The organism is Pseudoxanthomonas fibrivorans, from assembly GCF_041464125.1.
In the GTDB taxonomy this organism is placed as follows: Bacteria; Pseudomonadota; Gammaproteobacteria; order Xanthomonadales; family Xanthomonadaceae; genus Pseudoxanthomonas.
Genome location: NZ_JBGNUG010000002.1, coordinates 112,139 through 138,078, shown reverse-complemented (window position 1 = coordinate 138,078; position 25,940 = coordinate 112,139). Strand labels below are relative to the sequence as shown.

The window sequence follows — 25,940 nt, the reverse complement described above, 5'->3', positions numbered from 1 at the left end:
GGCGTGTCGGATGAAGCGGTTCGCGCCGGACGAGGCGTTCTGGCATCGGCGATGTGGCTGGGACAGGCTGATATTCATCGGCCGATCCAGTGCGCATGCGCGGGACGACCTCGAGCACAGCTTGGTGGTCCATGGCATCCGGGAGAAGCTGGGCCGGCAGGCATTCGCTAGGCACCTCCGCCACCAGTCGCTCTCCGACCGCTACATGGATAAGCCGGAGATCAGGGAGCGGCTCTTGCATGTGGGTGCGAGCATGCAGTTCCCAGCCTTCACGGTGGAGCTCGACGCGTTGGTGGCTGAAGGCCTCCATGTCGAAGCCAGGTCGCGTAAACCATGTGCGGAACTCGCACGTTTCATCATTCTGCTCAACGAACAGATCGATCGGTATGGGCTACCTCCGGGAGGCGGCCATCGACCGCACATCACCCTTGCCTACAGTTTTACCGGCAGCCTGCCCCGCACGCAGTCGATGCCCCGGGTGGACTGGCCGATCGACGAACTGGAACTGGTCGTCGGTAGAGGCACCCCGTACGACTACACCACGCTCGGCAGCTGGAAGCTCGGTCCGGCTCGCCCGCAGCAGGCGCAGGACAGCCTTTTCTGAGCATGGCCCTTCAGCGACGCATCGGATTCCATGAACGCACTTCCCCAACTCCGCATCCCCGCCACCTACATGCGCGGCGGCACCTCCAAGGGCGTGTTCTTCCGCCTGCAGGACCTGCCGGAGGCTGCACGGCAACCCGGCCCGGCGCGCGATGCGCTGCTGCTGCGGGTGATCGGATCGCCCGATCCCTACGCCAAGCAGATCGACGGCATGGGCGGGGCGACCTCGTCGACCAGCAAGGCGGTGATCGTGTCCAGCAGCGCGCGGCCCGACCACGACGTGGACTACCTGTTCGGGCAGGTGTCGATCGACAGCGCCTTCGTCGACTGGTCCGGCAACTGCGGCAACCTGTCGGCCGCGGTCGGGCCGTTCGCGATCTCGTCCGGGCTGGTCGATGCATCGAAGCTGCCGCGCGACGGCGTGGCCACCGTCCGCATCTGGCAGGCCAACATCGGCAAGACCATCGTCGCGCGCGTGCCCGTGGCCGCCGGGCAGGTGGTCGAGGACGGCGACTTCGAACTCGATGGGGTGACGTTCCCGGCCGCCGAGATCCAGCTCGAATTCGTCGATCCGGCGGACGAGGGCGAGGACGGCGGCCGCATGTTCCCCACCGGGCAGCTGGTGGACACGCTGGAGGTGCCCGGGGTCGGCACGTTCCCGGCCACGCTGATCAATGCCGGCATCCCGACCATCTTCCTCAACGCAGCCGACATCGGCTACAGCGGCAGCGAGCTGCAGGAGGCGATCAACGGCGATCCGGCCGCGCTGGCCCGGCTCGAGGCGATCCGCGCCCACGGCGCGCTGCGCATGGGCCTGATCGCGGACGTCGCCGAGGCCGCCAGGCGCCAGCACACGCCCAAGCTCGCCTTCGTCGCCCCGCCCGCCGGCTACACCGCGTCCAGCGGCAAGCCGGTGGACGCGGGCGACATCGACCTGCGCGTGCGCGCGATGTCGATGGGCAAGCTGCACCACGCCATGATGGGGACCGCCGCCGTCGCCATCGGCACCGCCGCGGCCATCCCCGGCACGCTGGTCAACCTGGCCGCCGGCGGCGGCGAGCGCGGTGCGGTGCGCTTCGGCCACCCGTCCGGCACGCTGCGAGTGGGCGCGGAAGCGCGCCTGGCCGACGGCCAGTGGATCGTCACCAGGGCGGTGATGAGCCGCAGCGCGCGCGTGCTGATGGATGGGCACGTGCGCGTGCCGGCCGCCACGCTGCCGGCGTAGCGGCCTATGCGCGCGGCGCGAACGGCAGCCGCGCGTGCACGTCCAGCGCCGCCACCGCGGCCTGGCCCACCGCCACCGAGATCTGGTTCAGCCCGCTGACCACGTCGCCGATCGCGTACAACCCCGGCACGCCGGTGGTCTGGTGGCTGCGGTCGACCGGGATCTCGCCCGTGTCCGTCAGCACGACCCCGGCCTGTTCGGCGAGGCCGGCGCTGGTCTCGCAGCCCAGGAACGGATAGACCGCATCGAACCACCAGCAATCCTCGCCGACCAGATAGCCGCAGCGGCGGCCGTCGAACAGCAGCCGTCCGCCGCCCGGCAGCACCCGCGCGGCCACCTCGCCGAGGTCCCCGTCCGGTCCGGGCGCATCCTGCGGCAGCAGCGACAGCCGCGCGGTATAGCCGCGCAGGAAGCGCGCGTGGCGGACGATGTCCTGCCACGGGCCGAAGATCCCCACGTCCTGGTCGCTGGCCTCGTAGGCGTCGCAGACCGGGCACAGCCGCAGCGCGCCGCACGCGATCGCCTCGTCGCGATGCTCCATCGCCGGCAGGCGGTCGGCCAGGCCCGTGGCCAGGATCACCGCGTGCGCGCGCCAGCGCCGGCCATCGTCGGCCGTGACCACGTAGCCACTCGCGTCGCGCGCCAGCGCGGTGACCGTGGCGGCCTCGAAGCGGGCGTCGTGGGCCTCCGCCTGCTCGCGCATCCGCGCCAGCAGGTCGCGCCCCGGGATCCCGTGCGGAAACCCGGGACAGTTGTTGCTCTCGGGAATCCAGCGCGCGCGGCTGCGGCCGGCGTCGATCACCCGCACCCGCCGGTGCAGGCGCCCCAGATAGGTCGCCGCGGTCAGGCCCGCCGGCCCGCCCCCGATCACCAGCACGTCATCGATCCCGCCGTCCGTCCCGCCCATGCCATCGCCTCGCGCGCGCCAGGCCACCACCTTAGGCGGGCGGCGTGAACGCAATGCGCAGGCCGTCTCAGGGGGTGGCCACGTCCAGGGCCACGTCCATCACGGTGGCGTCGTCGGCGTCGGGGCGGATCCGGAAGCCCAGCTGCTGGCACATCGCCAGCATGGTGACGTTCTCGCGCAGGACCTGGCCTTCCACCACCTTCAGCCCGATCGCGCCGGCGTACTCGATCATGATCCGCATCAGCTGCCAGCCGATCCCGAACCCCTTCAGGTCCGAACGCACCAGGATCCCGTACTCGCCGCGCTCGTAGTTGGCGTCGGCCAGCAGGCGGACCGCACCGAGCATCTCGCCGCTGCCCGGGTCGATCGCCACCAGCGCGATCGAACGCGCGTAGTCGAGCTGGGTCAGGCGGGCGATGAACTCGTGGCTGAAGTGGCGCACCGCGGAGAAGAAGCGCAGGCGCAGGTCCTCGTCGCTGACCCGCCCGAAGAAGGCGCGGAACATGTCCTCGTCCTCCGGCCGCACGGGGCGCACGAACATGCGCCGGCCGTGGGCCAGCTCGACCTGGCGCTCCCATTCCTTCGGATAGGGCCGGATCACGAAGCGCGAATGCCACGGGCCCTTCTGCGCCGGCCCGGGGTGCGGGGCGATCGAGACCCGCGCGTCCACCGCGATCACGCCCTCGCGGTCGGCCAGCAACGGGTTGATGTCCAGCTCGCGCACCTGCGGGATGTCCGCCGCCATCTGCGCCAGCTTGACCAGCACCAGCGCGACCGCGCGCTCGTCGGCGGCGGGCACGTCGCGGTAGGCCTTGAGGATGCGCGAGACGCGCGTGCGCGCGATCAGTTCATGGGCCAGGCGCAGGTCCAGCGGCGGCAGCGACAGCGCCTTGTCGTCGATCACCTCCACCGCGGTGCCGCCGCGGCCGAACACCACCACCGGGCCGAAGGTCGGATCGTCGGCGAGGCCGGCGATCAGTTCGCGCGCCTTCGGCCGCATGATCATGAGGTGCACGGTGACGCCGTCGATCCGCGCGTCCGGACGCAGCTCGCGCGCGCGGGCGAGGATGGCGGCGGCGGCCTCGCGCACTGCCGGCGCCGTCGCCAGGTTCAGGCGCACGCCGTCGACGTCGGACTTGTGCAGGATGTCGGGCGACAGGATCTTCAGCGCGACCTGCGCGCCCTCCGCGAGCAGCGGCGCGGCCGCGGCGACCGCGGCGTCGGCGTCGCGGGCCAGGGTGACCGGCGTGATCGGGATGCCGTAGGCGGCCATCAGCGCGGTGACTTCCAGCGGGTCCAGCCACTGCCGGCCCTGCGCCAGCGCGGCGGAGACGATCGCCTGGCCGGCCGCGCTGTCGACCACGAAGTCCTCGGGCAGGCTCGGCGGGGTCTCCATCAGCGCCTGCTGCGCCTCGCGGTGCCGCACCAGGTAGGTGTAGCCGCGCACCGCGCCGGCCTCGGTGGTGTAGGTCGGCACCCCGGCCGCTTCCAGCCGGGCCAGCGCGTCGGCCTCGCGGCCGAGCCAGACCCCGAGCACCGGCTTGCCCGGTCCGGGGCGCGGCCGCCGCGCCAGCACCTCGACCACCGCGGCCGCAGCCTCGCCGGACGACGCCAGCGCGGTGGGCACGTTCATCACCAGCACCGCGTCGTTGCCCGGGTCCGACAGCAGCGCGTCCAGGGCGGCCGCGTAGCGGGACGCGTCGGCGTCGCCGACGATGTCCACCGGGTTCGAGCGCGACCAGGTCGGCGGCAGCACGCCGTCGAGCCGGCGCACGGTGGCCTCGTCCAGCGCGGCCAGGGTGCCGCCCAGGTCGACCAGCCGGTCCACCGCCAGCACGCCGATGCCGCCGCCGTTGGTGAGGATCGCCAGCCGCCGCCCCGGCGCGCTGCGCAGGTGGCCCAGGGTCTTGGCCGCGGCGAACACCTCGTCCAGCGACAGCACCCGCAGCAGGCCGGCGCGGCGGAAGGCCGCCTCGTACACCGCGTCGGAACCGGCCAGCGCCCCGGTGTGGGTGGCGGCGGCCTTCGCCCCCTGGGCGTGGCGCCCGGACTTGACCACCACCACCGGCTTGGCGCGGGCGGCGGCGCGCGCGGCGGACATGAACTTGCGCGCGTCGCGGATCGATTCGATGTACAGCAGGATCGCGCGGGTCTTCGGGTCCTGGGCGAACCAGTCGAGCAGGTCGCCGAAGTCGACGTCCACCGCATCGCCGAGCGAGACCACCGCCGAGAACCCGATCGAGCGCGCCACGCCCCACTCGACCAGCCCGGAGGCCACCGCCCCGGACTGCGAGACCAGCGCCAGGTCGCCCTTCAGCGGGCTGCGCGCGCCGAAGCTGACGTTGAGCCCGGCATGGGGCGCCATCACCCCGAGGCAGTTGGGCCCGACGATGCGCAGGCCATGCGGGCGGGCGATGTCGCGCAGCTTTTCCAGCAGCGAGCCCGGCCCCTGCCCCAGCCCCGCGCTGACCACCACCGCAGCCCTGGCGCCCACGGCGACCGCCTCGGCGATCACCCCCGGCACGGTCGCCGCCGGCGTGGTCACCACCACCAGTTCGGGCTTGAACGGCAGGTCGGCCAGCCGCGCGACCGCGGTCATCCCGTCGATCTGGCGGTGCTTCGGGTTGACCAGCCCCACCGGTCCGGCGAAGCCGGCCTCGCGCAGGTTGCGGACCACGGCGCGGCCGACCGACCGCTCGCGCGGGCTGGCGCCGACCACGGCGACCGAGCGCGGGCGGAACACCGCATCCAGGGCGTAGGTGCTCATGCCGTCGATACTCCTGCCGTTCCATCGCAGTCCCGGCACGATACCGCGGCCGGTGCCCGGCGCCCCACCCCCGGACAATCTGACCGGGTCACAAGGCCGCCGGATCGGCCTATGCTTTGTCCGAGGGCTAACCCACGCGCCGGCAGGCGGACAGGCGGTCCCGCCGGTCCGCAGTCCTGCCTGGCGCGTCGGGTACGAGGGATAGCCCGGTGCCATCGGCCGGTCATTGATCGCAATCAATGACCGGATCACCCCACAGGGGGATGATCGCCCCCGTTCAGACTGAGGGACGGACCGCATGCAAAGCGTGCAGGGGACTTACAACGACAAGGTGGTGCGCCAGTTCGCGGTGATGACCGTGGTCTGGGGCATCGTGGGCATGGCCGTGGGCGTGCTGATCGCCGCCCAGCTGTACTGGCCGGCATTGAACTTCGACCTGCCGTGGCTGAGCTACGGCCGGTTGCGGCCGCTGCATACCAACGCGGTGATCTTCGCCTTCGGCGGCAGCGCGCTGTTCGCGACCAGCCTGCACGTGGTGCAGCGTACCTGCCACGTGCGGCTGATTTCCGACGGGCTCGCCGCGTTCGTGTTCTGGGGCTGGCAGCTGGTGATCCTGCTGGCGGCCATCACCCTGCCGCTGGGCCTGACCCAGGGCAAGGAGTACGCCGAGCTGATCTGGCCGATCGACATCCTGATCGCGGTGGTGTGGGTGGCCTACGCGGTGCTGTTCATCGGCACCATCGCCAAGCGCCGGGTCAAGCACATCTACGTGGCGAACTGGTTCTACGCCAGCTTCATCATCGCGGTGGCGCTGCTGCACATCGTCAACAACATCGCCATCCCGTCCGGCCCCCTGCACTCCTACCCGGTCTATAGCGGCGCGGTCGACGCGATGGTGCAGTGGTGGTACGGCCACAATGCGGTCGGCTTCTTCCTGACCGCCGGCTTCCTCGGGATGATGTACTACTTCGTGCCCAAGCAGGCCGGGCGGCCGGTGTACTCCTACCGCCTGTCGATCGTGCACTTCTGGGCGCTGATCGCCGTCTACATGTGGGCCGGCCCGCACCACCTGCTCTACACCGCGCTGCCGGACTGGGCGCAGTCGCTGGGCATGGTGTTCTCGCTGATCCTGCTGGCCCCGTCCTGGGGCGGCGCGATCAACGGCGTGATGACCCTGTCCGGCGTCTGGTACAAGCTGCGCACCGACCCGATCCTGAAGTTCCTGATCGTCGCGATCTCCTTCTACATGATCGCCACCTTCGAGGGACCGATGATGTCGATCAAGACGGTCAACTCGCTGTCCCACTACACCGACTGGACCGTGGGCCACGTCCACGCCGGCGCGCTGGGCTGGGTGGCGATGATCTCGGTCGGCTCGATCTACTCGCTGCTGCCGCGCCTGCTCGGCCGCGAGCAGATGTTCTCGATCAAGGCCATCGACCTGCACTTCTGGATGCACACCCTGGGCGTGGTGTTCTACATCGCCTCGATGTGGATCGCCGGCGTGATGCAGGGCCTGATGTGGCGCGCGACCAACGACGACGGCACGCTGACCTACAGCTTCGTCGAGGCGCTCAACGCCACCTACCCGTACTACCTGATCCGGCTGTTCGGCGGCCTGCTGGTCCTGGCCGGCATGTTCGTGATGGCCTGGAACGTGCTGCGCACGTACCGCGCCGCCCCCGCGATCGAGTCGCAGCCGGTGATGCCGGTCGACGCCTCCCAAGTGCGCGCCTGAGGCCTCCCAATGAGCGAACACAACCAGAATCCCCACGAGAAAATCGAGAAGAACGTCGGCCTGATGGCGGTCCTGATCGCGGTCGCCATCTCCTTCGGCGGCCTGGCCCAGATCGTGCCGCTGATGTTCCAGGCCGAGGCGATCAAGCCGCTGGAAGGGGTCGAACCCTACCCGGCGCTGGAACTGGCCGGCCGCGACGTCTACGTGCGCGAGGGCTGCTACAACTGCCACTCGCAGATGGTGCGCACGCTGCGCTTCGAGTCCGAGCGCTACGGCCACTACTCGCTGGCCGGCGAGTCGGTCTACGACCGTCCGTTCCAGTGGGGCAGCAAGCGCACCGGCCCGGACCTGGCCCGCGTCGGCGGGCGCTACTCCGACGACTGGCACCGCGTGCACCTGATCAACCCGCGCGACGTGGTCCCCGAGTCGAACATGCCCGGCTTCCCGTGGCTGGCGGACAGCAAGGTCGACGGCGCCACCGTTTCCCGGCGCATGTCGGCGCTGAAGACGCTGGGCGACCCGTATACAGACGAGCAGATCGCCCAGGCCGCGGCCGACGTGGACGGCAAGACCGAACTCGATGCGGTGGTCGCCTACCTGCAGGCCCTGGGCCGGCATGCGCCGCGCGGAGGCCAGCCATGATCGCCGGCCTGTTCACCGCGGCGCTGCTGGTGCTGTTCATCGGCGGCTGGATCTGGGCGTGGAGCCCGAAACGCAAGCGGGCGTTCGACGAAGCGGCGCGACTGCCGCTGGATGACGGCGACGCCGGCCGGGAAGACAAGGGGAACGTGGCATGACTAGCGGATGGACCTGGTTCGTCATCGTCCTGGTGGCCATCAACATCGTCGGATGCGTGTGGCTGCTGTGGTGGACCGCACGCCGCCGCCCGGGCGATCCCAAGCCCGAGGACACCTCCCACGTCTGGGACGGCGACATCACCGAATACAACAAGCCGTTGCCGAAGTGGTGGATCAACCTGTTCTACCTGACCATCGTCTTCGCCGTCGCCTACCTGGTCTGGTTCGGCGGCCTGGGCGGAATCCCGAGCTACGCCGGCTGGACCTCCACCGGCGAGCACGCCAGGGCCAAGGCGGTCGAGGATGCCAAGCTCGAGCAGACCTTCAAGCCGTTCGCCGGGCAGGCCATCGACCGGCTGGCGCAGGACCCGAAGGCGGTCGCGCTGGGCCGTTCGATCTTCAGCAACACCTGCGCCACCTGCCACGGCTCCAGCGGCCAGGGCGCGATCGGCTACCCCAACCTGACCGACGACATCTGGCACTGGGGCGGCTCGCCGGACCACATCCTGCAGACGGTGCTCGACGGCCGCGAAGGGATGATGCCGGAGTGGGGCACGGTGCTCACCGGCATGGGCGGCCCGGACGCGGTGGACTACACCATCGCCTACGTGCGCACCCTGTCGGCGCCGGAAACGCTGCAGAACAACTACATGGCGGCGCGCGGGCGCAAGCTGTACGAGGGCGTGTGCGCGGCCTGCCACGGCGTGGACGGCACCGGCAACCAGGACCTGGGCGCACCGGACCTGACCGACGACTACTGGCTGTACGGCAGCAGCCGCGAGAGCCTCTACCAGACCATCGCCCACGGCCGCCACGGCAGCATGCCGGCCCACCGCGAGCTGCTGGGCGAGACCCGCGCGCGACTGGTCGCCGCCTACGTCTGGTCGCTGTCGCATAATGGGGGCACGTCCGCTGCCGAGCCCGCCGCGAAGTGACCGATTTCAGCGAGCCACGCTTCGACCACCCCCCGCGCCCGCTCGCGCAGCGCGTGGGGGCCATCGCCTGGCCCAGCTTCTTCGCCGCCGGCGTGGCGACGATGGTGTTCTTCGCCTTCGTCGACCCGCTGGCGCTGCGCGACCTGACCTTCCCCACCCTGCAGATCACCCGCGAGCTCGGCTACACGCTGGGCTTCTTCATGTTCTGGCTGGCCACCGCCTCGTCCAGCCTGTTCACGTGGATCCTGCTGCGTCCGTCCAGCCGCTTCAACCGCGCGCTGCCGCCCGAGTAACGCGGCGCCGCGGCGTGCGCCCCCTGCGGCAATTTGTCGTCTGGCGCACCGTCGCAATCGGCGGATACTTGCAGGGCAGGCCACAGGATCCGCCCGCCACGCCGCACCGCGGCCCAGCCGACACCATGAACGCAACCGACCCCCACCGTAACGGCACGCGCCCCCGCGGGTGCGCGACGCCGCAGCCAGGACGGCAGCCATGAGCAAGCGCATCCCGCTCGACGTCGTCGACGAGCAGGGCAATTCGTTCTACGTCAGCGAGCGCAAGGTCTATCCGCGCGACGTATCCGGCCGCTTCAACCGGCTGCGGGTGGCGGCCGTGGCCTGGCTGCTGGGCATGTTCTACCTGTTCCCGTGGCTGCCCTGGGATGGCCGCCAGGCGGTGCTGTTCGACCTGCCGGCGCGCAAGTTCTACGTGTTCGGGCTGGTGTTCTGGCCGCAGGATTTCCTGTTCCTGGCGCTGCTGCTGATCATCGCGGCGATGGCCCTGTTCTTCTTCACCGCGCTGGCCGGGCGCCTGTGGTGCGGCTACGCCTGCCCGCAGACGGTGTGGACCGAGGTGTTCCTGTGGATGGAGCGCTGGACCGAGGGCGACCGCGGCCGGCGGATGAAGCTGGACGCGGGCCCGTGGAACCGCGACAAGATCCTGCGCAAGGGCGCCAAGCACGCGCTGTGGGCCGTGTTCGCGCTGTGGACCGGCTTCACCTTCGTCGGCTTTTTCACCCCGATCACCGACCTGGCCGCGCGCCTGGTGCCGTTCGCCTGGGGCGGCTGGGAGACGTTCTGGGTGCTGTTCTACGCGCTGGCGACCTGGGGCAACGCAGGTTTCCTGCGCGAGCAGGTGTGCAAGTACATGTGCCCCTACGCGCGCTTCCAGAGCGCGATGTTCGACCGCAACACCCTGCTGATCGCCTACGACCCGATGCGCGGCGAACCGCGCGGCCCGCGCAAGCGCGGCCTGGGCAGCGTGCTGGAGCGGGCGCGCGGCCTGCTCGACCCGAAGACCGCCTACGACTACGTGTTCCGCGCCAGCGCCCATCCGACCGCGGCCGACAACCGGCTGCAGGCGCACGGCACGATCACCCTCGGCGGCGCCGGCGAGAAGCCCCAGCCGCTGCCGAAGTTCGCCCACGAGGAACTGGGCGACTGCATCGACTGCACGATCTGCGTGCAGGTCTGCCCGACCGGCATCGACATCCGCAACGGCCTGCAGTACGAGTGCATCGCCTGCGGCGCCTGCATCGACGCCTGCGACGAAGTGATGGACAAGATGGGCTACCCGCGCGGCCTGATCCGCTACTCGACCCAGAACGCGATCGACGGCCGCTCCACCCGCGTGCTGCGCCCGCGCATCTTCGCCTACGGCCTGCTGCTGCTCGCGCTGTGCGGGGCCTGGGCCTGGGGCGTGGCCAGCCGCAGCGAACTGATCGCCGAGGTGCTGCGCGACCGCAACGCGCTGTACCGCGAGGCCGCCGGTGGCCACGTCGAGAACGACTACACGCTCAAGCTGGTGAACAAGAGCCAGCAGGGCCAGCGTTACCGCATCACCCTGGAGGCCGGCGGCGCCGACCTGCGCCTGTCCGCCCCGCCGGTGGTCGAGGCCGGTCCGGAGCAGGTGCTGCCGGTCGCCCTGAGCGTGGCCGCCCCGCCCGGCGTCGGCGGCCGCCACGACATCCGCTTCGTCGTCGAGAGCGAGGACGGCCGCGAGCGGCGCGTCGTCGACAGCAGCTTCTTCGGACCCAGCCCATGAACGATCCGCTTCCCCACGACGCCTCGAAACCCCTCTGGCGCAACCCGGTGATGTGGCTGGTCGTCGGCCTGCCGCTGCTGTCGATCGTCGCCGGCGTCGGCCTGGTCATCGTCGCCACCCATACCGGTGGTGCCGACAGCGTCACCGACCCGGTCCGCCGCGTGGCCCAGATCCAGACCACGGACCTCGGTCCGGATGCGGCGGCGCGCAAGCTCGGGCTGAGCGCGGTGCTGCGGGTGGAGGACGGGATCGTCGAGGTCCTGCCGGCCACCGGCCGCTTCGCCCGCGACCGCCCGCTGCGGCTGCTGCTGGAACATCCGACCCGCCAGGCCGAGGACCTGCAGCTGGAGCTGCCGCCGGGAGGCCCCGGCTGGCGCCTGCAGCAGGCGGTCGACCCGCAGCACGACTGGGTCGTGCAGCTGCACGCGGCCGATGGCAGCTGGCGCCTGCACGGGCGCCTGCCCAGGCAGCAGCATGCCGCCCGCCTGGCACCGTCGCTCGGCGCGCCGCCGCCCGACGCGAGCGGCTGAGGCGAGCGTGTCCGTCGACCTGGCCATGCCCGCGGCGGCCGTCGCCACCGGCGCGTGCCACCACTGCGGCGAGGCGCTGCCGGCGCATCCGTGCCTGCAGGAAGTCGACGGACGCACCCGGTCGTTCTGCTGCCACGGCTGCGCCGCGGCCGCCGAGTGGATCGGCCAGGCGGACCTCGAAGGCTATTACCGCCTGCGCAGCGCCAACGCCGGCAACGGCACGGGCGGCCGGGTCGGCGACGAGCTTCCCGACCTGTCGGTGTGGGACCGCGACGACGTGCAGGCCGCGCACAGCCGCGCGGTCGCCGATGGCCGCGAGATCACCCTGCTTACCGACGGCATGCGCTGCGCCGCCTGCGCCTGGCTGATCGACCGGGCGATGGCGCGCGAGCCCGGCGTGGTCGATTGCACCGCCAACGCGGTCACCGGCCGCATCCGCATCGCCTGGGATCCGGCGCGCACCGCGCTGTCCACGCCGTTGCGGCGGCTGGCGATGCTCGGCTACCGGCCGTACCTGGCCGGCAGCGAAGCGCATGAGCGTGCGCGCGTGCGCGAGCGGCGGCGCTGGCTGCTGCGGCTGGGCATCGCCGGGCTGGGCATGCTCCAGGCCATGATGCTGGCCGAGGCGCTGTACCTGGATTTCCACGACACCATGCCCACGGCCACGCGCGACTTCTTCCGCTGGCTGACCTTCCTGCTGAGCACGCCGGTGGTGTTCTACTCGGGCTGGCCGTTCATCGCCGGCGCCCTGCGCGAGCTGCGCGAGCGACGCCTGGGCATGGACGTGCTGGTCGCCGGTTCGACCCTGCTGGCCTACTTCGCCAGCCTGTTCGAGACGATCCGCGGCGGCGAGCACGTCTGGTACGACGCGGCGGTGATGTTCGTGTTCCTGCTGCTGGCCGCGCGCATGCTCGAGCAGCGCGCGCGCAGCGTGGCCAGCGCCCAGGTCGATGCGCTGGCCCGTGCGCGCCCGGCCTTCGCCACGCGCGAACGCGACGATGGCAGCCGCGAGACCGTGCCGCTGGCGGCGCTGCAGCCGGGCGATGTGGCCTGCGTGGCCGCCGGCGAGGCGGTGCCCGCCGACGGCGTGTTGCGCGATGCGGAAGCCTGGTTCGAGGAAGCGCTGCTGACCGGCGAGTCGACCCCGGTGCGCAAGGCGGTGGGCGACCCGGTATACGCCGGCACCGTCTGCCGCGAACGACCGGCGCGCCTGCGCGTGGACTGCACCGGCGCGGCCACGCGGATCTCGCAGCTGGCGCGCCTGGTCGAGCAGGCACAGGCGCACCGTCCGGGGCTGGCGCGCGTCGCCGACCGGCTGGCCGGGCGCTTCGTCGTGTTCCTGCTGCCGGTCACGCTGGCGGTGTTCGCCTGGTGGTGGCAGCACGAACCGGCGCGCGCGCTGGAAGTCACCCTGGCGCTGCTGGTGATCAGCTGTCCGTGCGCGCTGTCGCTGGCGGTGCCCGCGGCGCTGGCCGCCGCGCACGGCGCGCTGGCCCGCATCGGCCTGCTGGCCGTGCGCCCCGACGCACTGGACACGCTCGCCCGCGCCACCGACATCGTGTTCGACAAGACCGGCACCCTCAGCGACGGCCGGCCGGTGCTCGCGTCGGTGGAGGTCCTCGATCCTTCGCTGGAGCCGTCGCACGCGGTGGCCATCGCGGCCGCGCTCGAGCGCGACAGTGGCCACCCGCTGGCCGCCGCATTCGCCACCGGGCAGGACCGGCCGCTGGCGGCGACCGGCATCGAAGCGGTCCCCGGCCGTGGCGTGCAGGGACAGGTGGACGGCCGTCACTGGCGCCTGGGCCGCGCCGACTTCGCCGCCGCATGCGAAGACGACGGCGCGCTCTGGCTCGGCGACGGCGGGCGTGCCTTCGCGCGCTTCCTGCTCGAGGAGCGCGAACGCGCCGACGCGTTCGCCGCGATGGTCCAGCTGCGCGGCCTCGGCCTGGGCCTGCACCTGGCCAGCGGTGACGGCGAAGCGGCGGTGCGGCGCATGGCCGGCGTCCTGGCGCTGGACGAGGCGCACGCGCGCCAGTCGCCGGAGGACAAGCTCGCGCTGGTCCGCGGCCTGCAGGCGCAGGGACGCGTGGTGGCGATGGTCGGCGACGGACTCAACGACGCGCCGGTGCTGGCCGGCGCCGACGTGTCGATCGCGATGGGCGACGGCGCCTCGCTCGCCCACCGGGCCGCGGACCTGGTCACCACCGGCGGCAGCCTGCAACGCGTGCCCGAGGCGATCGCCCTGGCCCGGCGCACCCGCCGCATCATCCGCCAGAACCTGGCGTGGGCGGCCGGGTACAACCTGCTCGCGCTGCCGGTCGCGGCGGCGGGCCTGGTCACGCCGTGGATCGCGGCGCTGGGCATGGCGGCGTCCTCGCTGGCGGTCACCCTCAACGCGCTGCGGCTGGCGCATGCCGGGGCGGCGGCCGCGCCGCGCCGCCACGCCGGCCACCCGGAGGAATCCGCACGATGAACATCCTGCTGCTGCTGATCCCGATCAGCCTGGTCCTGCTCGGCATCGCGATCGCCGCGTTCGTGTGGGCGGTCAGGCGCGGCCAGTTCGACGACCTCGACACGCCGGCGCTGGACATCCTCGAGGATGACGACCGGCCGGCCCCGCCCCGCGACCCGCGCGGATCCTGAGTGCCCGTCGACCTGCCCACGCTGCTCGCCGCCGCGCTCGCCGGCGTGCTTGGCGGCCTGCACTGCGCGGTGATGTGCGGCGGCATCGCCGCCGGCTTCCCGGCGATGGCGCCGGGGCGCGCGCTTGCGGTGGCCTGGCAGGCCAACGTCGGCCGGATCGGTGGCTACGTGCTCGCCGGCGCGCTGGCCGGCGGACTTGGCGGCGGACTGCTCCGGGTGCTGCGCATCGACGCGCTGGTGGTGGGCGTGCGCATCGCCGCGGGCGTGGCCCTCGTCCTGGTGGCGCTGCGCCTGCTCGATCGCGGCGGCCGGCTGGACCTGCTGGCCAGGCCCGGGGTGCGGGCCTGGCGCCGGCTGCAACCATTGCACCGGCGCCTGCTGCCCGCCGACCGCGCGTGGCGTCGCGTGGCGCTGGGCGCGCTCTGGGGCTGGATGCCCTGCGGCCTCAGCCTGGGCCTGCTCACCGTGGCCTGGCTGCAGGCCAGCGCGGGCGGCGGCGCGATGGTGATGGCTGCATTCGGCCTGGGCACGCTGCCGGTGATGCTGCCGCTGACCTGGTCGGGCGCGCGCATGAACCGCTGGCTGCAGCGCCCGCGGCTGCGCCTGGCGCTCGGCGGCGTGGTGCTGGGCGCGGGCCTGCTGACGATCGCGGCGCCGTGGCTGATGCAGGTGCCGGCGCTGCATGGACCGCTCGCGGCGATGGGCTGCCGTCCCTATCCGGGGTAAGGCGCGTTCCTCAGGAGCGGACGCAGTCGCGACCCGCGTCCTTGGCCCGGTACAGGGCTTCGTCGGCGGCCCCCGTCCAGTCCTCGATCGCCTCCATGCCCGGAGCGAGTTCGGCCACGCCGATGCTGAACGTGACCGGCACGCCCGCGATGGCCACCTCCGCGGCCACCGCGCGGCGCAGGCGTTCGGCCACCTCGATCGCGGCCTCGCGGGCGGTGCCCGGCAACAGCACGCCGAACTCGTCGCCGCCATAGCGTCCGGCGGTGTCGGCGCTGCGCAGTCCTTCGCGCAGGATCCGGCTGACGTCGTGGATCACCTGGTCGCCGACCAGGTGCCCGGCGCTGTCGTTGATGCGCTTGAAGTGGTCGATGTCGACCATCAGCAGCGAGGACACCGCGCCGTAGCGCTGGAACCGGCGCAGCTCCGCGGCGACCAGCGCCAGCCACTGCGGGCGCGTGGCCAGGCCGGTCTGCGCGTCGATCCTGGAGCCCTGCACCAGGACGCGCTTCTGCGCGCGCACCTTGTCGGCGAACATCCGCGTGGAGGCGCCGATCGCCAGCAGGTACAGCACCAGGAACGGCATGCACCACAGCATGGTCGTGAACTGCGTCCGCGGCTGGAACGCGAACCCGTTGAAGGCGGACGTGACCAGCGCCACGGCGGCCATCACGCCCATCGAGCGACGGGTCAGGGACCAGCCGCCGGCCACGGTCCGGTCCATCGCCATCACCGCGGCGAGCAGCGCGCTGGGCAGCAGGTCAAACTGCGCCATCGCGATCCAGAACCCGGCAAGGCCGGTATCGATGGTGAGGTTGCGGAACTCGGCCTTGAGTGGATCGCTGGCCGCCCCCGACAGCCGCCACGCCAGCACCGGCCAGCACAGGCAGGTGAAGCCCAGCAGCAGGAGGGTCGTGGCCGGCGCGCCCTGGCCGTGCAGGGCCGAGCCGATGCCGAGCATGCCCGCATAGAAGCCGAGCGCGCGCATGGCGCACGTGTACCGCACGAAGTGGCGGATTCCGGATTCGACGCTGGCGGGACGGTCTGGCATGACGGACGACGGACTGCTCGGGCCCGCTGGAGGACGCAAGGAGCATGCCACTTTCGGCCGGAGGCGGCGTGCAGCAGGCACTTTTCGCCGGGCATGAAAAAGCCCGGCCTTTCGGCCGGGCTTTTCGAAGATGGCAGCCCCGGATGGATTCGAACCACCGAATGCCTGAGTCAGAGTCAGGTGCCTTACCGCTTGGCGACGGGGCTGTAGGCAGGGCGGAATTATATGCCCGCCCGCGGTCGAATGCATCCCATCGACGCACTCCACCGCGATGGCGGGACCAGGCCGGCATGGCCCGGTCCGCCGTGGCCGCATCCCGCTGAAGGGATGCGACCGTCCAGGCGCATCAGCGCTTGGAGAACTGCGTGGCGCGGCGGGCCTTGTGCAGGCCGACCTTCTTGCGCTCGACCTCGCGGGCGTCGCGGGTCATGAAACCGGCCTTGCGCAGGTCGCTCTTCAGCGACTCGTCGTACTCGACCAGCGCGCGGGCGATGCCCAGGCGGATCGCACCGGCCTGGCCGGTGGTGCCGCCGCCGGTGGCGGTGACGACGACGTCGAACTTGTCGGTGCTCTGGGTCAGCTCGAGCGGCTGGCGCACGATCATGCGCGCGGTCTCGCGGCCGAAGAACTCGTCAAGCGGACGGCCGTTGACGGTGATGCTGCCACTGCCCTTGCGCAGGAACACGCGGGCGGTGGAGGACTTGCGACGGCCGGTGCCGTAGTTCTGAGTGGTAGCCATCGTTGTGCCTTAGATGTCCAGCGGCTGCGGCTGCTGGGCCGCGTGCGGGTGTTCGGAACCGGAGTAGACCTTGAGCTTGCGGTACATCGCACGGCCCAGCGGGCCCTTCGGCAGCATGCCCTTGACCGCGATCTCGAGGACGCGTTCCGGGTGGCGCTCCAGCGCCTGGGCCAGGGTCTCGCTCTTCAGGTTGCCGATGTAGCCGGTGAAGCGGTGGTACATCTTGTCCTGCAGCTTCTTGCCGGTCACCGCGATCTTCTCGGCATTGACCACGACGAGGTAGTCGCCGGTGTCGACGTGCGGGGTGTAGACGGGCTTGTGCTTGCCGCGGAGGCGGTGGGCAAGCTCGGCGGCCAGGCGGCCGAGGGTCTTGCCGGAGGCGTCGACGAGGTACCAGTCGCGCTGGACGGTCTCGGACTTGGCGATGAAAGTCTTCATGGGAACTCGGGTCGTTGGTCGGGTTGGTTCCGTGGCCGGGTTGCCCGGGCGGAACTTCGCCTCGCGTTGTGAAAGGTGCAGCAAAGAGGCGGAATGATACCCGCCGCGTCAGTTTCGTGCAAGCCGCCCCGGCTGGAGCCGCACGGCCCCCGCGGCGGGTTGGCAGCCGGCCCATGGCGGGCGGACAATCAACGGGCCTTGGACCATCCGGCGCATGCCCGGGAGCCCGCAGTATGACCGTTGTGCGCCACCTCTCGCCGATCGACCGGGTGCTGGTCGAGGCGCAGCGCGCGCTGGAGACCACCCTGGGCGACCCGCCCGCGGCCCGGCCCTACCCGGCGACCGCTTCCGACCCGGTCCTGCCGGCCCCGGCCCGGCGCCATGCCGCAGGCCTGATGCGGATCAACCACGTCGGCGAGGTCTGCGCCCAGGGCCTGTATTTCGGCCAGGCGGCCGTGGCCCGCGACCCGGCCACCCGCGCGCACCTGCTGGACGCGGCCCAGGAAGAGACCGACCACCTGGCCTGGTGCGCCCGCCGGCTGCAGGAACTGGACAGCCGGCCAAGCCTCTTCAACCCGCTCTGGTACGCGGGCAGCTACGCCATCGGCGGCCTGGCCGGGCTGCGCGGGGACGGCTGGAACCTCGGTTTCGTGGTCGAGACCGAGCGCCAGGTCGAGGCCCACCTCGACGAACACCTGGAATCCCTGCCTGCCACCGACATGCGCAGCCGCGAGGTCATCCGGGTCATGAAGGAGGACGAGGCCCGCCATGCCGAGCATGCCGAGCAGGCCGGCGCCCGGGTCTTGCCGCCGCCGATCCCGCAGGCGATGGCGCTGGCTTCGAACCTGATGAAGCTGGTCGCCTACCGCATCTGAAGGCCGCTCACGCCGGCGAGACCAGCTTCAATCCGATCACCCCGGCCACGATCAGGCCGATGCAGGCCAGCCGCGCCGGCGAGGCGCTTTCGCCCAGCAGCAGGATGCCCAGCAGGGCCACGCCGACCGCCCCGATCCCGGTCCAGACCGCATAGGCGGTGCCGACCGGCAGCGTGCGCATGGCCAGGGTCATCAGGTACAGGCTCACGGCCGCCGCCGCCGCGGTGCCCAGGCTCGGCCACAGCCGGGTGAAGCCGTCGGTCTGCTTGAGCCCCAGCGCGAAGCCGATCTCGAACAGGCCCGCCAGCAGCAGGTAGGTCCACGCCATGTCGTTCTCCTCCGGAAGGTGGAAAAAAAAAGCGGCCCGGAGCTGTGCTCCGGACCGCCGTCGGTTTCGTCCGCGGCCTTCGCCGCGCGCGGGCCGTCCCGCGATGTGGCGCCATGGTGCCGGCGCCTGGCTGAACCCCCGCGCACCCGCAGGCGCGCCGGGCGGTCACTCGACCAGGTTGCGGCCGTGGAACAGTTCCTCGATCTCGCGCTTGAGCAGCGCCTCGATCCGCATCCGGTCCTTGAACGACAGGTTGCGCGCCTTCTCCTCGAACAGGTAGGTGTCGAGGTCGAACTCCTTCAGGTGCATCTTCGTGTGGAAGATGTTTTCCTGGTAGACGTTGACGTCGATGGACTCGTAGCGCGACTTGATGTTCTTCGCCAGGAAGTCCTGGATCGAATTGATCTTGTGGTCGATGTAGTGCTTCTTGCCCTTGATGTCGCGGGTGAAGCCGCGCACGCGGTAGTCCATCACCACGATGTCCGACTCGAAGCTCTCGATCAGGTAGTTCAGCGCCTTCAGCGGCGAGATCACGCCGCAGGTGGCCACGTCGATGTCCGCGCGGAAGGTCGCGATCCCGTTCTGAGGGTGCGTCTCCGGGTAGGTGTGGACGGTGATGTGGCTCTTGTCCAGGTGCGCGACCACGGCATCGGAGATGATCTCCTTGCCGGCGTCCTTCTTGTCGATGACCGGCTCCTCGGAAATGAGGATGGTCACCGACGCCCCCTGGGGGTCGTAGTCCTGGCGGGCCACGTTCAGGATGTTGGCGCCGATGATCTGGGCCACGTCGGTCAGGATCTGGGTCAGGCGGTCGGCGTTGTACGCCTCATCGATGTACTCGATGTAGCGCTGGCGCTCGTCCTCGGAGACCGCGTAGCAGACGTCGTAGATGTTGAAGCTCAGCGCCTTGGTGAGGTTGTTGAAGCCTTGCAGCCTCAGGCGCGGCAGGGGTTTGACCACGGCGGTCATGCCTCTGGGGGTGGAAAACGCGGCATTATGGGCCAAAGCCGGTGACCGCGATATGTATGGCGGCCACCGGGGTTTGCCGGCCAGCCCTCGGCCGGCTATCTTCGGGCGCCAACTCACCCATGAAAATCAGGAATCCCGCCGTGACCCCCCTGCGCTTCACCAGCAGCCCGCTGACGCTGGACCAGGCCGCCGTCGAGCGCTTCCTGGCCCATTGCCAGCGCCGGCGGTACCCGAACCGGACCGACGTGTTCCGCCCCGGCGATCCGGCCGGCACCCTGTACTACGTGGTCAACGGCTCGGTGAGCATCATCGCCGAGGAGGAGGACGGCCGCGAGCTGGTGCTGGGCTACTACGGCGCCGGCGAGTTCGTCGGCGAGATGGGGCTGTTCATCGAATCGGACAGCCGCGAGGTCATCCTCCGCACCCGCAGCGCCTGCGAGCTGGCCGAGATCAGCTACGACCGCCTGCAGCAGCTGATGCTGGGGCCGCTGGTCGGCGATGCCCCGCGGCTGCTCTATTCGATCGGGGTCCAGCTTTCCCGGCGCCTGCTGACCACCAGCCGCAAGGCCAGCCGCCTCGCGTTCCTGGACGTCACCGACCGGATCGTGCGCACCCTGCACGACCTGGCCAAGGAACCGGAGGCGATGAGCCACCCGCAGGGCACGCAGATGCGCGTGTCGCGCCAGGAGCTGGCCCGACTGGTCGGGTGCTCGCGCGAGATGGCCGGCCGCGTGCTCAAGAAGCTTCAGGCGGACGGGCAGCTGCACGCGCGCGGCAAGACCGTCGTGCTGTACGGCACCCGCTGACCGGCGGCGTGCCCGGTCCACGGGACGATGGAGTTCGGCGAGACCTTCTTCTGGTTCGTGCTGATCGGCCTGGCGGCGCAGCTGGTCGACGGGGCGCTCGGCATGGCCTACGGGCTGGTCTCCTCCTCGGTCATGCTGGCCATGGGCCTGCCACCGGCGCAGGTCAGCGCGAGCATCCACGCCGCTGAAGTGTTCACGACCGGCGCCTCCGGCGTGTCCCATCTGGCCATGGGCAATGTCGACCGGCGCCTGTTCCTGCGCCTGGCCATCCCCGGCATGGTCGGCGGCGTCATCGGCGCCTACGTCCTCACGCAACTGCCGGGCGATTTCATCCGCCCGTTCGTCTACGCCTACCTGCTGGTGCTGGCGGTGCTGATCCTGGTCCGTGCCAGCGGCCGGCTGGTGCCGCGCCGGGAGGTCCGGCGGGTGCCGGTGCTCGGCTTCTTCGCCGGCCTGCTCGATGCCAGCGGCGGCGGCGGCTGGGGCCCGCTGGCCACCTCGACCCTGCTCGCCGGCGGCGGCCAGGCCCGCACGGTGATCGGCTCGGTAAGCGCGGCCGAGTTCGTGGTGACGCTGGCGGTGTCCATCACCTTCCTGCTGTCCATCGGCCTGCAGCACCTGCAGATCGTGCTGGGCCTGCTGGTCGGCGGCATGATCGCCGCCCCGGTGGCGGCGCTGCTGGTCAAGCGCGTGCGCGAGCAGTGGGTGCTGGTGGCGGTGGGCGTGCTGGTGCTGTGCATCAGCCTGTTCCAGATCGGGCACGCGCTCCTGAAGCTGTAACCGGCGTGGGGCTCAGGCGGCCGGCATGCCGGCGCGGTCCCGGCAGCCCCAGTTGAGGATCGGCGTGCCCGGTGGCAGCACCCGGCGGAACATCTCCACCCTGCCCGGCTTCGGATTCACCACGACCGGGCTGCGTGCGGCCTGCAGCAGCGGCAGGTCGGCCGAGGAATCGGAGTACGCCACGTCGATGTCGGCATAGCCGCGCTCGCGCAGCATGCGGACCTTCTCCTCGTTGTGGCAGTGGCGGGTGGCGACCACCGCGCCCAGCCGCGGCCCGACCGCGGTGCCGATCACCGGCACGTCCTCGTGCGCGACGAAACCCAGGATGGCCCGCGCCAGTTCCGGCGGCGCGCCCGTTGCCACGACCACGCGATCGCCCTGCGCGCGGTGGCGGGCGAACACCTCGAGCGCCACCGGCAACAGCCGCCCGGCGATCTCGTCGCGGTGGCCGGCGACGTAGCGGTCGATCACGCGGTCGAACTCGCGCGCCGCGTGCAGGCCGAAACTGCCGATCCAGACGTAGCCCGAGATGCCCCAGCGCCGCGTCGGCAGGAACGCCACCATCGGCCCGAGCAGCGGCGTGGCCAGCAGTGCGGCGGCCACCCGCAGGGGGTTGCGCCGGATCAGCCAGGCGAACAGGTGGCTGCCCGAGTCGCCGTCGTACAGCGTGTGGTCGAAGTCGAACACCACCAAAGGCGCGTCGTCGCGCGGCGTCGGATAGGGTCCCGCGCTCACTGGGGCGGCCTCATGCATCGAAGAACAGCTGCCGCAGCGCCTCGCCCGGCTCCTCGGCGCGCATGAAGGTCTCGCCGACCAGGAACGCGTGCACCCCGGCGTCGCGCATCCGCGCCACGTCCGCGTGCACCAGGATCCCGCTCTCGGTGACCAGCAGGCGGTCGCGCGGCACCGCGCCCTTCATTTCCAGGGTCACGTCCAGCGAAACCTCGAACGTGCGCAGGTTGCGGTTGTTGATGCCGACCAGCGGCACCGGCACCTGGATCGCCCGCTCCAGTTCGTCGATGTCGTGGACCTCGACCAGCACGTCCATGCCCAGTTCCATCGCCAGGCCCGACAGGTCGGCCAGCTGCATGTCGTCCAGCGCGGCCACGATCAGCAGGATGCAGTCGGCGCCGAGCACGCGCGCCTCGTGCACCTGGTAGGCGTCGACCGTGAAATCCTTGCGCAGCACCGGCAGGGTGCAGGCGGCGCGGGCCTGTTGCAGGTAGTCGTCGGCGCCCTGGAAGAAATCCACGTCGGTCAGCACCGACAGGCACGACGCGCCGCCGAACTCGTAGCTGACCGCGATGTCGGCGGGCCGGAAATCCGGCCGGATCACGCCCTTGGACGGGCTGGCTTTCTTGACCTCGGCGATCACCGCGGGATCGCCGGCGGCGATCGCGGCCTTCAGCGCGGCGGCGAACCCGCGGACCGGCCCCGCATCGCGCGCACGCGCCGCGACCTCGGCCAGCGGCACCCGGCTCCGGCGTTCGGCGATCTCTTCCGCCTTGCGGGCGAGGATGGTCTGCAGGATGTCGGTCATCGGCGGTCGCAAGCTGGCGCGCGGCGGACGGGCATTCTCGCATGCGCCGGCACCGCCGGTGCCTCAGCCTCCCTCGAAACCGGAGGCGCGCTCGACCCGCGCCACGCGCAGTTCGTAGTGCTCGTACCAGTGGCGGCGGCCATGCCGGCGCACCTGCGCATGCTCGGCATGCTCGCGCCAGGCGCGGATGGCGGCCTCGCTTTCCCAGTAGGAGACGGTGATGCCGAAGCCGTCCGCCTCCCGGGCCGACTCCACCCCGAGGAAGCCGGGCTGCACGCGGGCAAGCTCCAGCATGCGGTCGGCGGCGGCGGCGTACTCCCCGGGGTCCGCGCCGTTGCGGCGCGAACTGAAGATCACCGCGTAGTAGGGCGGCGCCGGCAGCCTCGCGAAACCGCCGCTCATGCCGGCGCCACCTGCGCCGCCAGGTCGCGGGTGGCCTGGACGAAGCCGGCCAGCGCCTGGCGCGCCGCGCCGCTGTCGAGGGCCGCGCGCGCGCGCGCGATGCCGTCGGGAATGTCGGCGGCCACGCCGGCGACGTACAGCGCCGCGGCCGCGTTGAGCGCGACGATGTCGCGCGCCGGTCCGGCCGCGCCGTCGAGCACGCCCAGCAACATCGCGCGCGACTCGCCGGCATCGGCGACCTTGAGGTTGCGGCTGGCCGACATCGCGATGCCGAAGTCTTCCGGGTGGATCTCGTACTCGCGCACCACGCCGTCGCGCAGCTCGCCAACCATGGTCGCCGCGCCGAGAGATATCTCGTCCATGCCGTCGCGACCCCAGACCACCAGCGCCCGCTCGGCGCCGAGTTCGTGCAGCACGCGCGCCTGGATGCCGACCAGGTCCGGGTGGAACACGCCCATCAGGATGTTCGGTGCGCCGGCGGGGTTGGTGAGCGGCCCGAGGATGTTGAAGATCGTGCGCACGCCCATCTCGCGGCGGACCGGCGCGACCACCTTCATCGCCGGGTGATGGACCGGGGCGAACATGAAGCCGATGCCGGCGCGCGCGATCGACTCGGCGACCTGCTCCGGCTGCAGCTCGATCGCGGCGCCGAGCGCCTCGAGCACGTCGGCGCTGCCGGATTTCGAGGAGACGCTGCGGTTGCCGTGCTTGGCCACCCGCGCGCCGGCGGCCGCGGCGACGAACATCGAGCAGGTGGAGATGTTGAAGGTGTGCGAGCCGTCGCCCCCGGTGCCGACGATGTCCACCAGGCGGCTGCGGTCGGCCACGTCCACGGTGCGGGAGAACTCGCGCATCACCTGCGCCGCGCCGGCGATCTCGCCCACGGTCTCCTTCTTGACCCGCAGGCCGGTGAGGATCGCCGCGGCCATGACCGGGGAGACGTCGCCGCGCATGATCTGCCGCATCAGCCCGACCATCTCGTCGTGGAAGATTTCGCGGTGCTCGATCGTGCGCTGGAGCGCTTCCTGGGGCGTGATGGTCATGGCGGCATGCGCGGCGGTGCGGTGTCGCCCCAGTCTAACCGCCGCGCCGCCGGGCGGTAGCGGAGGTCGCCGCTGAAACGAAAAACGCCGGCGTGCGCCGGCGTCTTCCGCTGCGTGGCCGGCCGGGGGCCGGGACGCGGGTCAGTGCTTGAGGGTGCGGCGCAGGCGCTCGAGCGCCTGCAGCTGGGCGGAGACCTCGGCCAGGCGCTTCTGCGCCTCGACCACGTCCATCGCCTCGCCGCGATTGGCGAGCACCCGCTCGGCCTCTTCCTTGGCCTTGCGCACGGCCGCCTCGTCGATGTCCTGGGCGCGGATCGCGGTATCGGCCAGCACCGTCACCACCTGCGGCTGCACCTCGAGGATGCCGCCGGAGATGGCGAAGTCCAGCTGGGAGCCGTCCGCCAGCGTCACCACGACCTTGCCGGGCTTGAGCCGGGTGATCAGCGGCGCGTGCCGCGGCGCGATGCCCAGCTCGCCGAGCTCGCCGGTGGCCACGACCAGGGTCGCCTCGCCGTGGAAGATCTCCTGCTCGGCGCTGACGATGTCGCAACGGATGGTGGTGGTCATGCTTGGCTTCTCTTTCCGTGGGCTGCGGCAGCGGGAACCCCGCCGCTGGCGGGGCTACCGGGGATCAGGCGATCTTCTTCGCCTTTTCGGCCGCTTCCTCGATGGTGCCGACCATGTAGAACGCCTGCTCCGGCAGGTGGTCGTACTCGCCGTCGACGATGCCCTTGAAGCCGCGGATGGTGTCCTTCAGCGACACGTACTTGCCCGGGGAGCCGGTGAACACCTCGGCCACGTGGAACGGCTGGCTGAAGAAGCGCTCGATCTTGCGCGCGCGCGACACGGCCAGCTTGTCGTCTTCCGACAGCTCGTCCATGCCCAGGATCGCGATGATGTCCTTCAGCTCCTTGTACTTCTGCAGGGTCTGCTGGACGCGCTGGGCGGTGTCGTAGTGCTCGTGGCCGATGACGTTCGGGTCCATCTGGCGGCTGGTCGAGTCCAGCGGGTCGACCGCCGGGTAGATGCCGAGCGAGGCGATCGAGCGCGACAGGGTCACGGTCGAGTCCAGGTGGGCGAAGGTGGTCGCCGGCGACGGGTCGGTCAGGTCGTCCGCGGGCACGTACACGGCCTGGATCGAGGTGATCGAACCGGTCTTGGTCGAGGTGATGCGCTCCTGCAGCACGCCCATCTCGCCGGCCAAGGTCGGCTGGTAGCCCACCGCCGACGGCATGCGGCCGAGCAGCGCCGACACTTCGGTGCCGGCCAGGGTGTAGCGGTAGATGTTGTCGACGAAGAACAGCACGTCGCGGCCCTTGCCCGAGGCGTCCTTCTCGTCGCGGAAGTACTCGGCCATGGTCAGGCCGGTCAGCGCGACGCGCAGGCGGTTGCCCGGCGGCTCGTTCATCTGGCCGTAGACCATCGCCACCTTCGATTCCTTCGGGTTTTCGACGTTGACGACGCCCGACTCGATCATCTCGTGGTAGAAGTCGTTGCCCTCGCGGGTACGCTCGCCCACGCCGGCGAACACCGACAGGCCCGAGTGCGCCTTGGCGATGTTGTTGATCAGCTCCATCATGTTGACGGTCTTGCCGACGCCGGCGCCGCCGAACAGGCCGACCTTGCCGCCCTTGGCGAACGGGCACATCAGGTCGATGACCTTGATGCCGGTCTCGAGCAGCTCGGTGGCCGAGGCCTGCTCGTCGAAGCTCGGGGCGTCGCGGTGGATTTCCCAGGTCGTGGCGGCGTCGATGTCGCCGGCCTCGTCGATCGGCGCGCCGAGCACGTCCATGATGCGGCCCAGCGTGCCGGCGCCGACCGGCACCGAGATGCCGCGGCCGGTGTTGGTGGCGACCAGGTTGCGCTTGAGGCCGTCGGTGGAGCCCAGCGCGATGGTGCGGACCACGCCGTCACCCAGCTGCTGCTGCACTTCCAGGGTGATGGCGGTGCCATCGACCTTCAGCGCGTCGTACACCTTCGGCACTTCCGCGCGCGGAAACTCGACGTCGACGACCGCGCCGATGATCTGAACGACCTTGCCCTGACTCATTGCTGCAT

Annotated in this window: 28 protein-coding genes and 1 tRNA gene; 15 read left to right on the top strand and 14 right to left on the bottom strand. The window is 71.2% G+C overall.

The annotated features are described in order from the left end of the window. Nucleotides 1–10 precede the first annotated feature (10 nt). Nucleotides 11–604: a 2'-5' RNA ligase family protein gene (locus ACA089_RS14145; protein WP_372018013.1), complete on the top strand. Its 594-nt coding sequence runs from the start codon at nucleotides 11–13 to the stop codon at nucleotides 602–604. Nucleotides 605–634: 30 nt separating this feature from the next. Beyond that, a complete protein-coding gene (prpF, locus tag ACA089_RS14140) occupies nucleotides 635–1,828 on the top strand; it encodes a 2-methylaconitate cis-trans isomerase PrpF (protein WP_372018011.1) in 1,194 nt (397 codons plus the stop codon). 4 nt (nucleotides 1,829–1,832) lie between these two features. On the opposite strand, the gene ACA089_RS14135 is transcribed toward prpF, so the two are convergent. Together ACA089_RS14135 and ACA089_RS14130 are read right to left on the bottom strand one after the other, a co-directional pair. Beyond that, nucleotides 1,833–2,735 (bottom strand): NAD(P)/FAD-dependent oxidoreductase, encoded by a 903-nt coding sequence (locus tag ACA089_RS14135; protein ID WP_372018009.1) that lies wholly within the window; start codon nucleotides 2,733–2,735, stop codon nucleotides 1,833–1,835. Nucleotides 2,736–2,802: 67 nt separating this feature from the next. After that, the gene (locus ACA089_RS14130) at nucleotides 2,803–5,502 is read right to left on the bottom strand and encodes a bifunctional acetate--CoA ligase family protein/GNAT family N-acetyltransferase (RefSeq protein WP_372018007.1); all 2,700 of its coding nucleotides are present in this window, start codon (nucleotides 5,500–5,502) and stop codon (nucleotides 2,803–2,805) included. Nucleotides 5,503–5,800: 298 nt separating this feature from the next. Here ACA089_RS14130 and ccoN point away from each other — a divergent pair, with 298 nt between their 5' ends. The 10 genes from ccoN (at nucleotide 5,801) to ACA089_RS14080 (ending at nucleotide 14,914) form a co-directional block, all read left to right on the top strand. Beyond that, nucleotides 5,801–7,240 (top strand): cytochrome-c oxidase, cbb3-type subunit I, encoded by a 1,440-nt coding sequence (gene ccoN / locus ACA089_RS14125; protein ID WP_372018006.1) that lies wholly within the window; start codon nucleotides 5,801–5,803, stop codon nucleotides 7,238–7,240. 9 nt (nucleotides 7,241–7,249) lie between these two features. Then, nucleotides 7,250–7,882 (top strand): cytochrome-c oxidase, cbb3-type subunit II, encoded by a 633-nt coding sequence (gene ccoO / locus ACA089_RS14120; protein ID WP_372018004.1) that lies wholly within the window; start codon nucleotides 7,250–7,252, stop codon nucleotides 7,880–7,882. After that, entirely contained in the window at nucleotides 7,879–8,037 is a 159-nt protein-coding gene (locus ACA089_RS14115) for a cbb3-type cytochrome oxidase subunit 3 (protein WP_372018002.1), read from the top strand. Before ccoO ends, ACA089_RS14115 begins: the two co-directional genes overlap by 4 nt. Beyond that, complete coding sequence (gene ccoP / locus ACA089_RS14110; protein WP_372018001.1) at nucleotides 8,034–8,972, top strand: cytochrome-c oxidase, cbb3-type subunit III; 939 nt, start codon at nucleotides 8,034–8,036, stop codon at nucleotides 8,970–8,972. Before ACA089_RS14115 ends, ccoP begins: the two co-directional genes overlap by 4 nt. Next, nucleotides 8,969–9,265: a hypothetical protein gene (locus tag ACA089_RS14105; RefSeq protein ID WP_372017999.1), complete on the top strand. Its 297-nt coding sequence runs from the start codon at nucleotides 8,969–8,971 to the stop codon at nucleotides 9,263–9,265. Before ccoP ends, ACA089_RS14105 begins: the two co-directional genes overlap by 4 nt. A gap of 199 nt (nucleotides 9,266–9,464) precedes the next feature. Then, complete coding sequence (locus ACA089_RS14100; RefSeq protein WP_372017997.1) at nucleotides 9,465–11,015, top strand: 4Fe-4S dicluster domain-containing protein; 1,551 nt, start codon at nucleotides 9,465–9,467, stop codon at nucleotides 11,013–11,015. Beyond that, a complete protein-coding gene (locus tag ACA089_RS14095) occupies nucleotides 11,012–11,545 on the top strand; it encodes a FixH family protein (protein WP_372017996.1) in 534 nt (177 codons plus the stop codon). The genes ACA089_RS14100 and ACA089_RS14095 overlap by 4 nt, the downstream gene beginning before the upstream one ends. Before the next feature lie 7 nt (nucleotides 11,546–11,552). Beyond that, on the top strand, nucleotides 11,553–14,018 hold the full coding sequence (locus ACA089_RS14090) for a heavy metal translocating P-type ATPase (protein ID WP_372017994.1): 2,466 nt from the start codon (nucleotides 11,553–11,555) through the stop codon (nucleotides 14,016–14,018). Further along, nucleotides 14,015–14,188, top strand: a complete 174-nt coding sequence (gene ccoS / locus ACA089_RS14085) for a cbb3-type cytochrome oxidase assembly protein CcoS (protein WP_372017992.1) — start codon at nucleotides 14,015–14,017, stop codon at nucleotides 14,186–14,188. Before ACA089_RS14090 ends, ccoS begins: the two co-directional genes overlap by 4 nt. Further along, nucleotides 14,189–14,914: a sulfite exporter TauE/SafE family protein gene (locus ACA089_RS14080; protein ID WP_372017991.1), complete on the top strand. Its 726-nt coding sequence runs from the start codon at nucleotides 14,189–14,191 to the stop codon at nucleotides 14,912–14,914. 10 nt (nucleotides 14,915–14,924) lie between these two features. On the opposite strand, the gene ACA089_RS14075 is transcribed toward ACA089_RS14080, so the two are convergent. The 4 genes from ACA089_RS14075 to rplM all read right to left on the bottom strand — a co-directional run bounded on the left by ACA089_RS14075 (nucleotide 14,925) and on the right by rplM (nucleotide 17,139). Continuing rightward, nucleotides 14,925–15,962 carry a diguanylate cyclase gene (locus ACA089_RS14075; RefSeq protein ID WP_372017989.1) on the bottom strand — a complete coding sequence of 346 codons (1,038 nt, stop codon included), beginning with the start codon at nucleotides 15,960–15,962 and terminating at the stop codon, nucleotides 14,925–14,927. A 131-nt stretch (nucleotides 15,963–16,093) separates the two neighbouring features. Next, nucleotides 16,094–16,168, bottom strand: a tRNA-Gln gene (locus ACA089_RS14070). Nucleotides 16,169–16,308: 140 nt separating this feature from the next. Further along, complete coding sequence (gene rpsI / locus ACA089_RS14065; protein ID WP_372017988.1) at nucleotides 16,309–16,701, bottom strand: 30S ribosomal protein S9; 393 nt, start codon at nucleotides 16,699–16,701, stop codon at nucleotides 16,309–16,311. A 9-nt stretch (nucleotides 16,702–16,710) separates the two neighbouring features. Further along, nucleotides 16,711–17,139 (bottom strand): 50S ribosomal protein L13, encoded by a 429-nt coding sequence (gene rplM / locus ACA089_RS14060; protein WP_162376978.1) that lies wholly within the window; start codon nucleotides 17,137–17,139, stop codon nucleotides 16,711–16,713. 233 nt (nucleotides 17,140–17,372) lie between these two features. On the opposite strand from rplM, the gene coq7 reads away from it, so the two are divergent. Next, complete coding sequence (gene coq7, locus ACA089_RS14055) at nucleotides 17,373–18,014, top strand: 2-polyprenyl-3-methyl-6-methoxy-1,4-benzoquinone monooxygenase (protein WP_372017985.1); 642 nt, start codon at nucleotides 17,373–17,375, stop codon at nucleotides 18,012–18,014. 7 nt (nucleotides 18,015–18,021) lie between these two features. Here the strand turns inward: coq7 and sugE are convergent, their stop codons facing one another. Together sugE and speD are read right to left on the bottom strand one after the other, a co-directional pair. Beyond that, on the bottom strand, nucleotides 18,022–18,342 hold the full coding sequence (gene sugE, locus ACA089_RS14050; RefSeq protein WP_372017983.1) for a quaternary ammonium compound efflux SMR transporter SugE: 321 nt from the start codon (nucleotides 18,340–18,342) through the stop codon (nucleotides 18,022–18,024). A gap of 165 nt (nucleotides 18,343–18,507) precedes the next feature. Continuing rightward, nucleotides 18,508–19,302: an adenosylmethionine decarboxylase gene (speD, locus tag ACA089_RS14045; RefSeq protein ID WP_372017981.1), complete on the bottom strand. Its 795-nt coding sequence runs from the start codon at nucleotides 19,300–19,302 to the stop codon at nucleotides 18,508–18,510. Between the two features lie 128 nt (nucleotides 19,303–19,430). Here speD and crp point away from each other — a divergent pair, with 128 nt between their 5' ends. After that, the gene (gene crp, locus ACA089_RS14040) at nucleotides 19,431–20,117 is read left to right on the top strand and encodes a cAMP-activated global transcriptional regulator CRP (protein WP_372017980.1); all 687 of its coding nucleotides are present in this window, start codon (nucleotides 19,431–19,433) and stop codon (nucleotides 20,115–20,117) included. A gap of 27 nt (nucleotides 20,118–20,144) precedes the next feature. Beyond that, a complete protein-coding gene (locus ACA089_RS14035; RefSeq protein ID WP_372017978.1) occupies nucleotides 20,145–20,897 on the top strand; it encodes a sulfite exporter TauE/SafE family protein in 753 nt (250 codons plus the stop codon). A gap of 12 nt (nucleotides 20,898–20,909) precedes the next feature. Here the strand turns inward: ACA089_RS14035 and ACA089_RS14030 are convergent, their stop codons facing one another. The 6 genes from ACA089_RS14030 to atpD all read right to left on the bottom strand — a co-directional run bounded on the left by ACA089_RS14030 (nucleotide 20,910) and on the right by atpD (nucleotide 25,932). After that, on the bottom strand, nucleotides 20,910–21,650 hold the full coding sequence (locus tag ACA089_RS14030; RefSeq protein ID WP_372017977.1) for a haloacid dehalogenase-like hydrolase: 741 nt from the start codon (nucleotides 21,648–21,650) through the stop codon (nucleotides 20,910–20,912). Further along, nucleotides 21,643–22,437 carry an indole-3-glycerol phosphate synthase TrpC gene (trpC, locus tag ACA089_RS14025; RefSeq protein WP_372017975.1) on the bottom strand — a complete coding sequence of 265 codons (795 nt, stop codon included), beginning with the start codon at nucleotides 22,435–22,437 and terminating at the stop codon, nucleotides 21,643–21,645. The genes ACA089_RS14030 and trpC overlap by 8 nt, the downstream gene beginning before the upstream one ends. Before the next feature lie 63 nt (nucleotides 22,438–22,500). After that, nucleotides 22,501–22,839, bottom strand: coding sequence for an antibiotic biosynthesis monooxygenase family protein (locus ACA089_RS14020; protein ID WP_372017974.1), 339 nt, complete (start codon nucleotides 22,837–22,839; stop codon nucleotides 22,501–22,503). Beyond that, nucleotides 22,836–23,882, bottom strand: coding sequence for an anthranilate phosphoribosyltransferase (gene trpD, locus ACA089_RS14015; protein ID WP_372017972.1), 1,047 nt, complete (start codon nucleotides 23,880–23,882; stop codon nucleotides 22,836–22,838). The genes ACA089_RS14020 and trpD overlap by 4 nt, the downstream gene beginning before the upstream one ends. A 141-nt stretch (nucleotides 23,883–24,023) precedes the next feature. After that, nucleotides 24,024–24,449, bottom strand: coding sequence for a F0F1 ATP synthase subunit epsilon (locus ACA089_RS14010; RefSeq protein ID WP_372017971.1), 426 nt, complete (start codon nucleotides 24,447–24,449; stop codon nucleotides 24,024–24,026). Nucleotides 24,450–24,513: 64 nt separating this feature from the next. Continuing rightward, on the bottom strand, nucleotides 24,514–25,932 hold the full coding sequence (gene atpD, locus ACA089_RS14005) for a F0F1 ATP synthase subunit beta (protein ID WP_372017969.1): 1,419 nt from the start codon (nucleotides 25,930–25,932) through the stop codon (nucleotides 24,514–24,516). Between the last annotated feature and the right edge of the window lie 8 nt (nucleotides 25,933–25,940).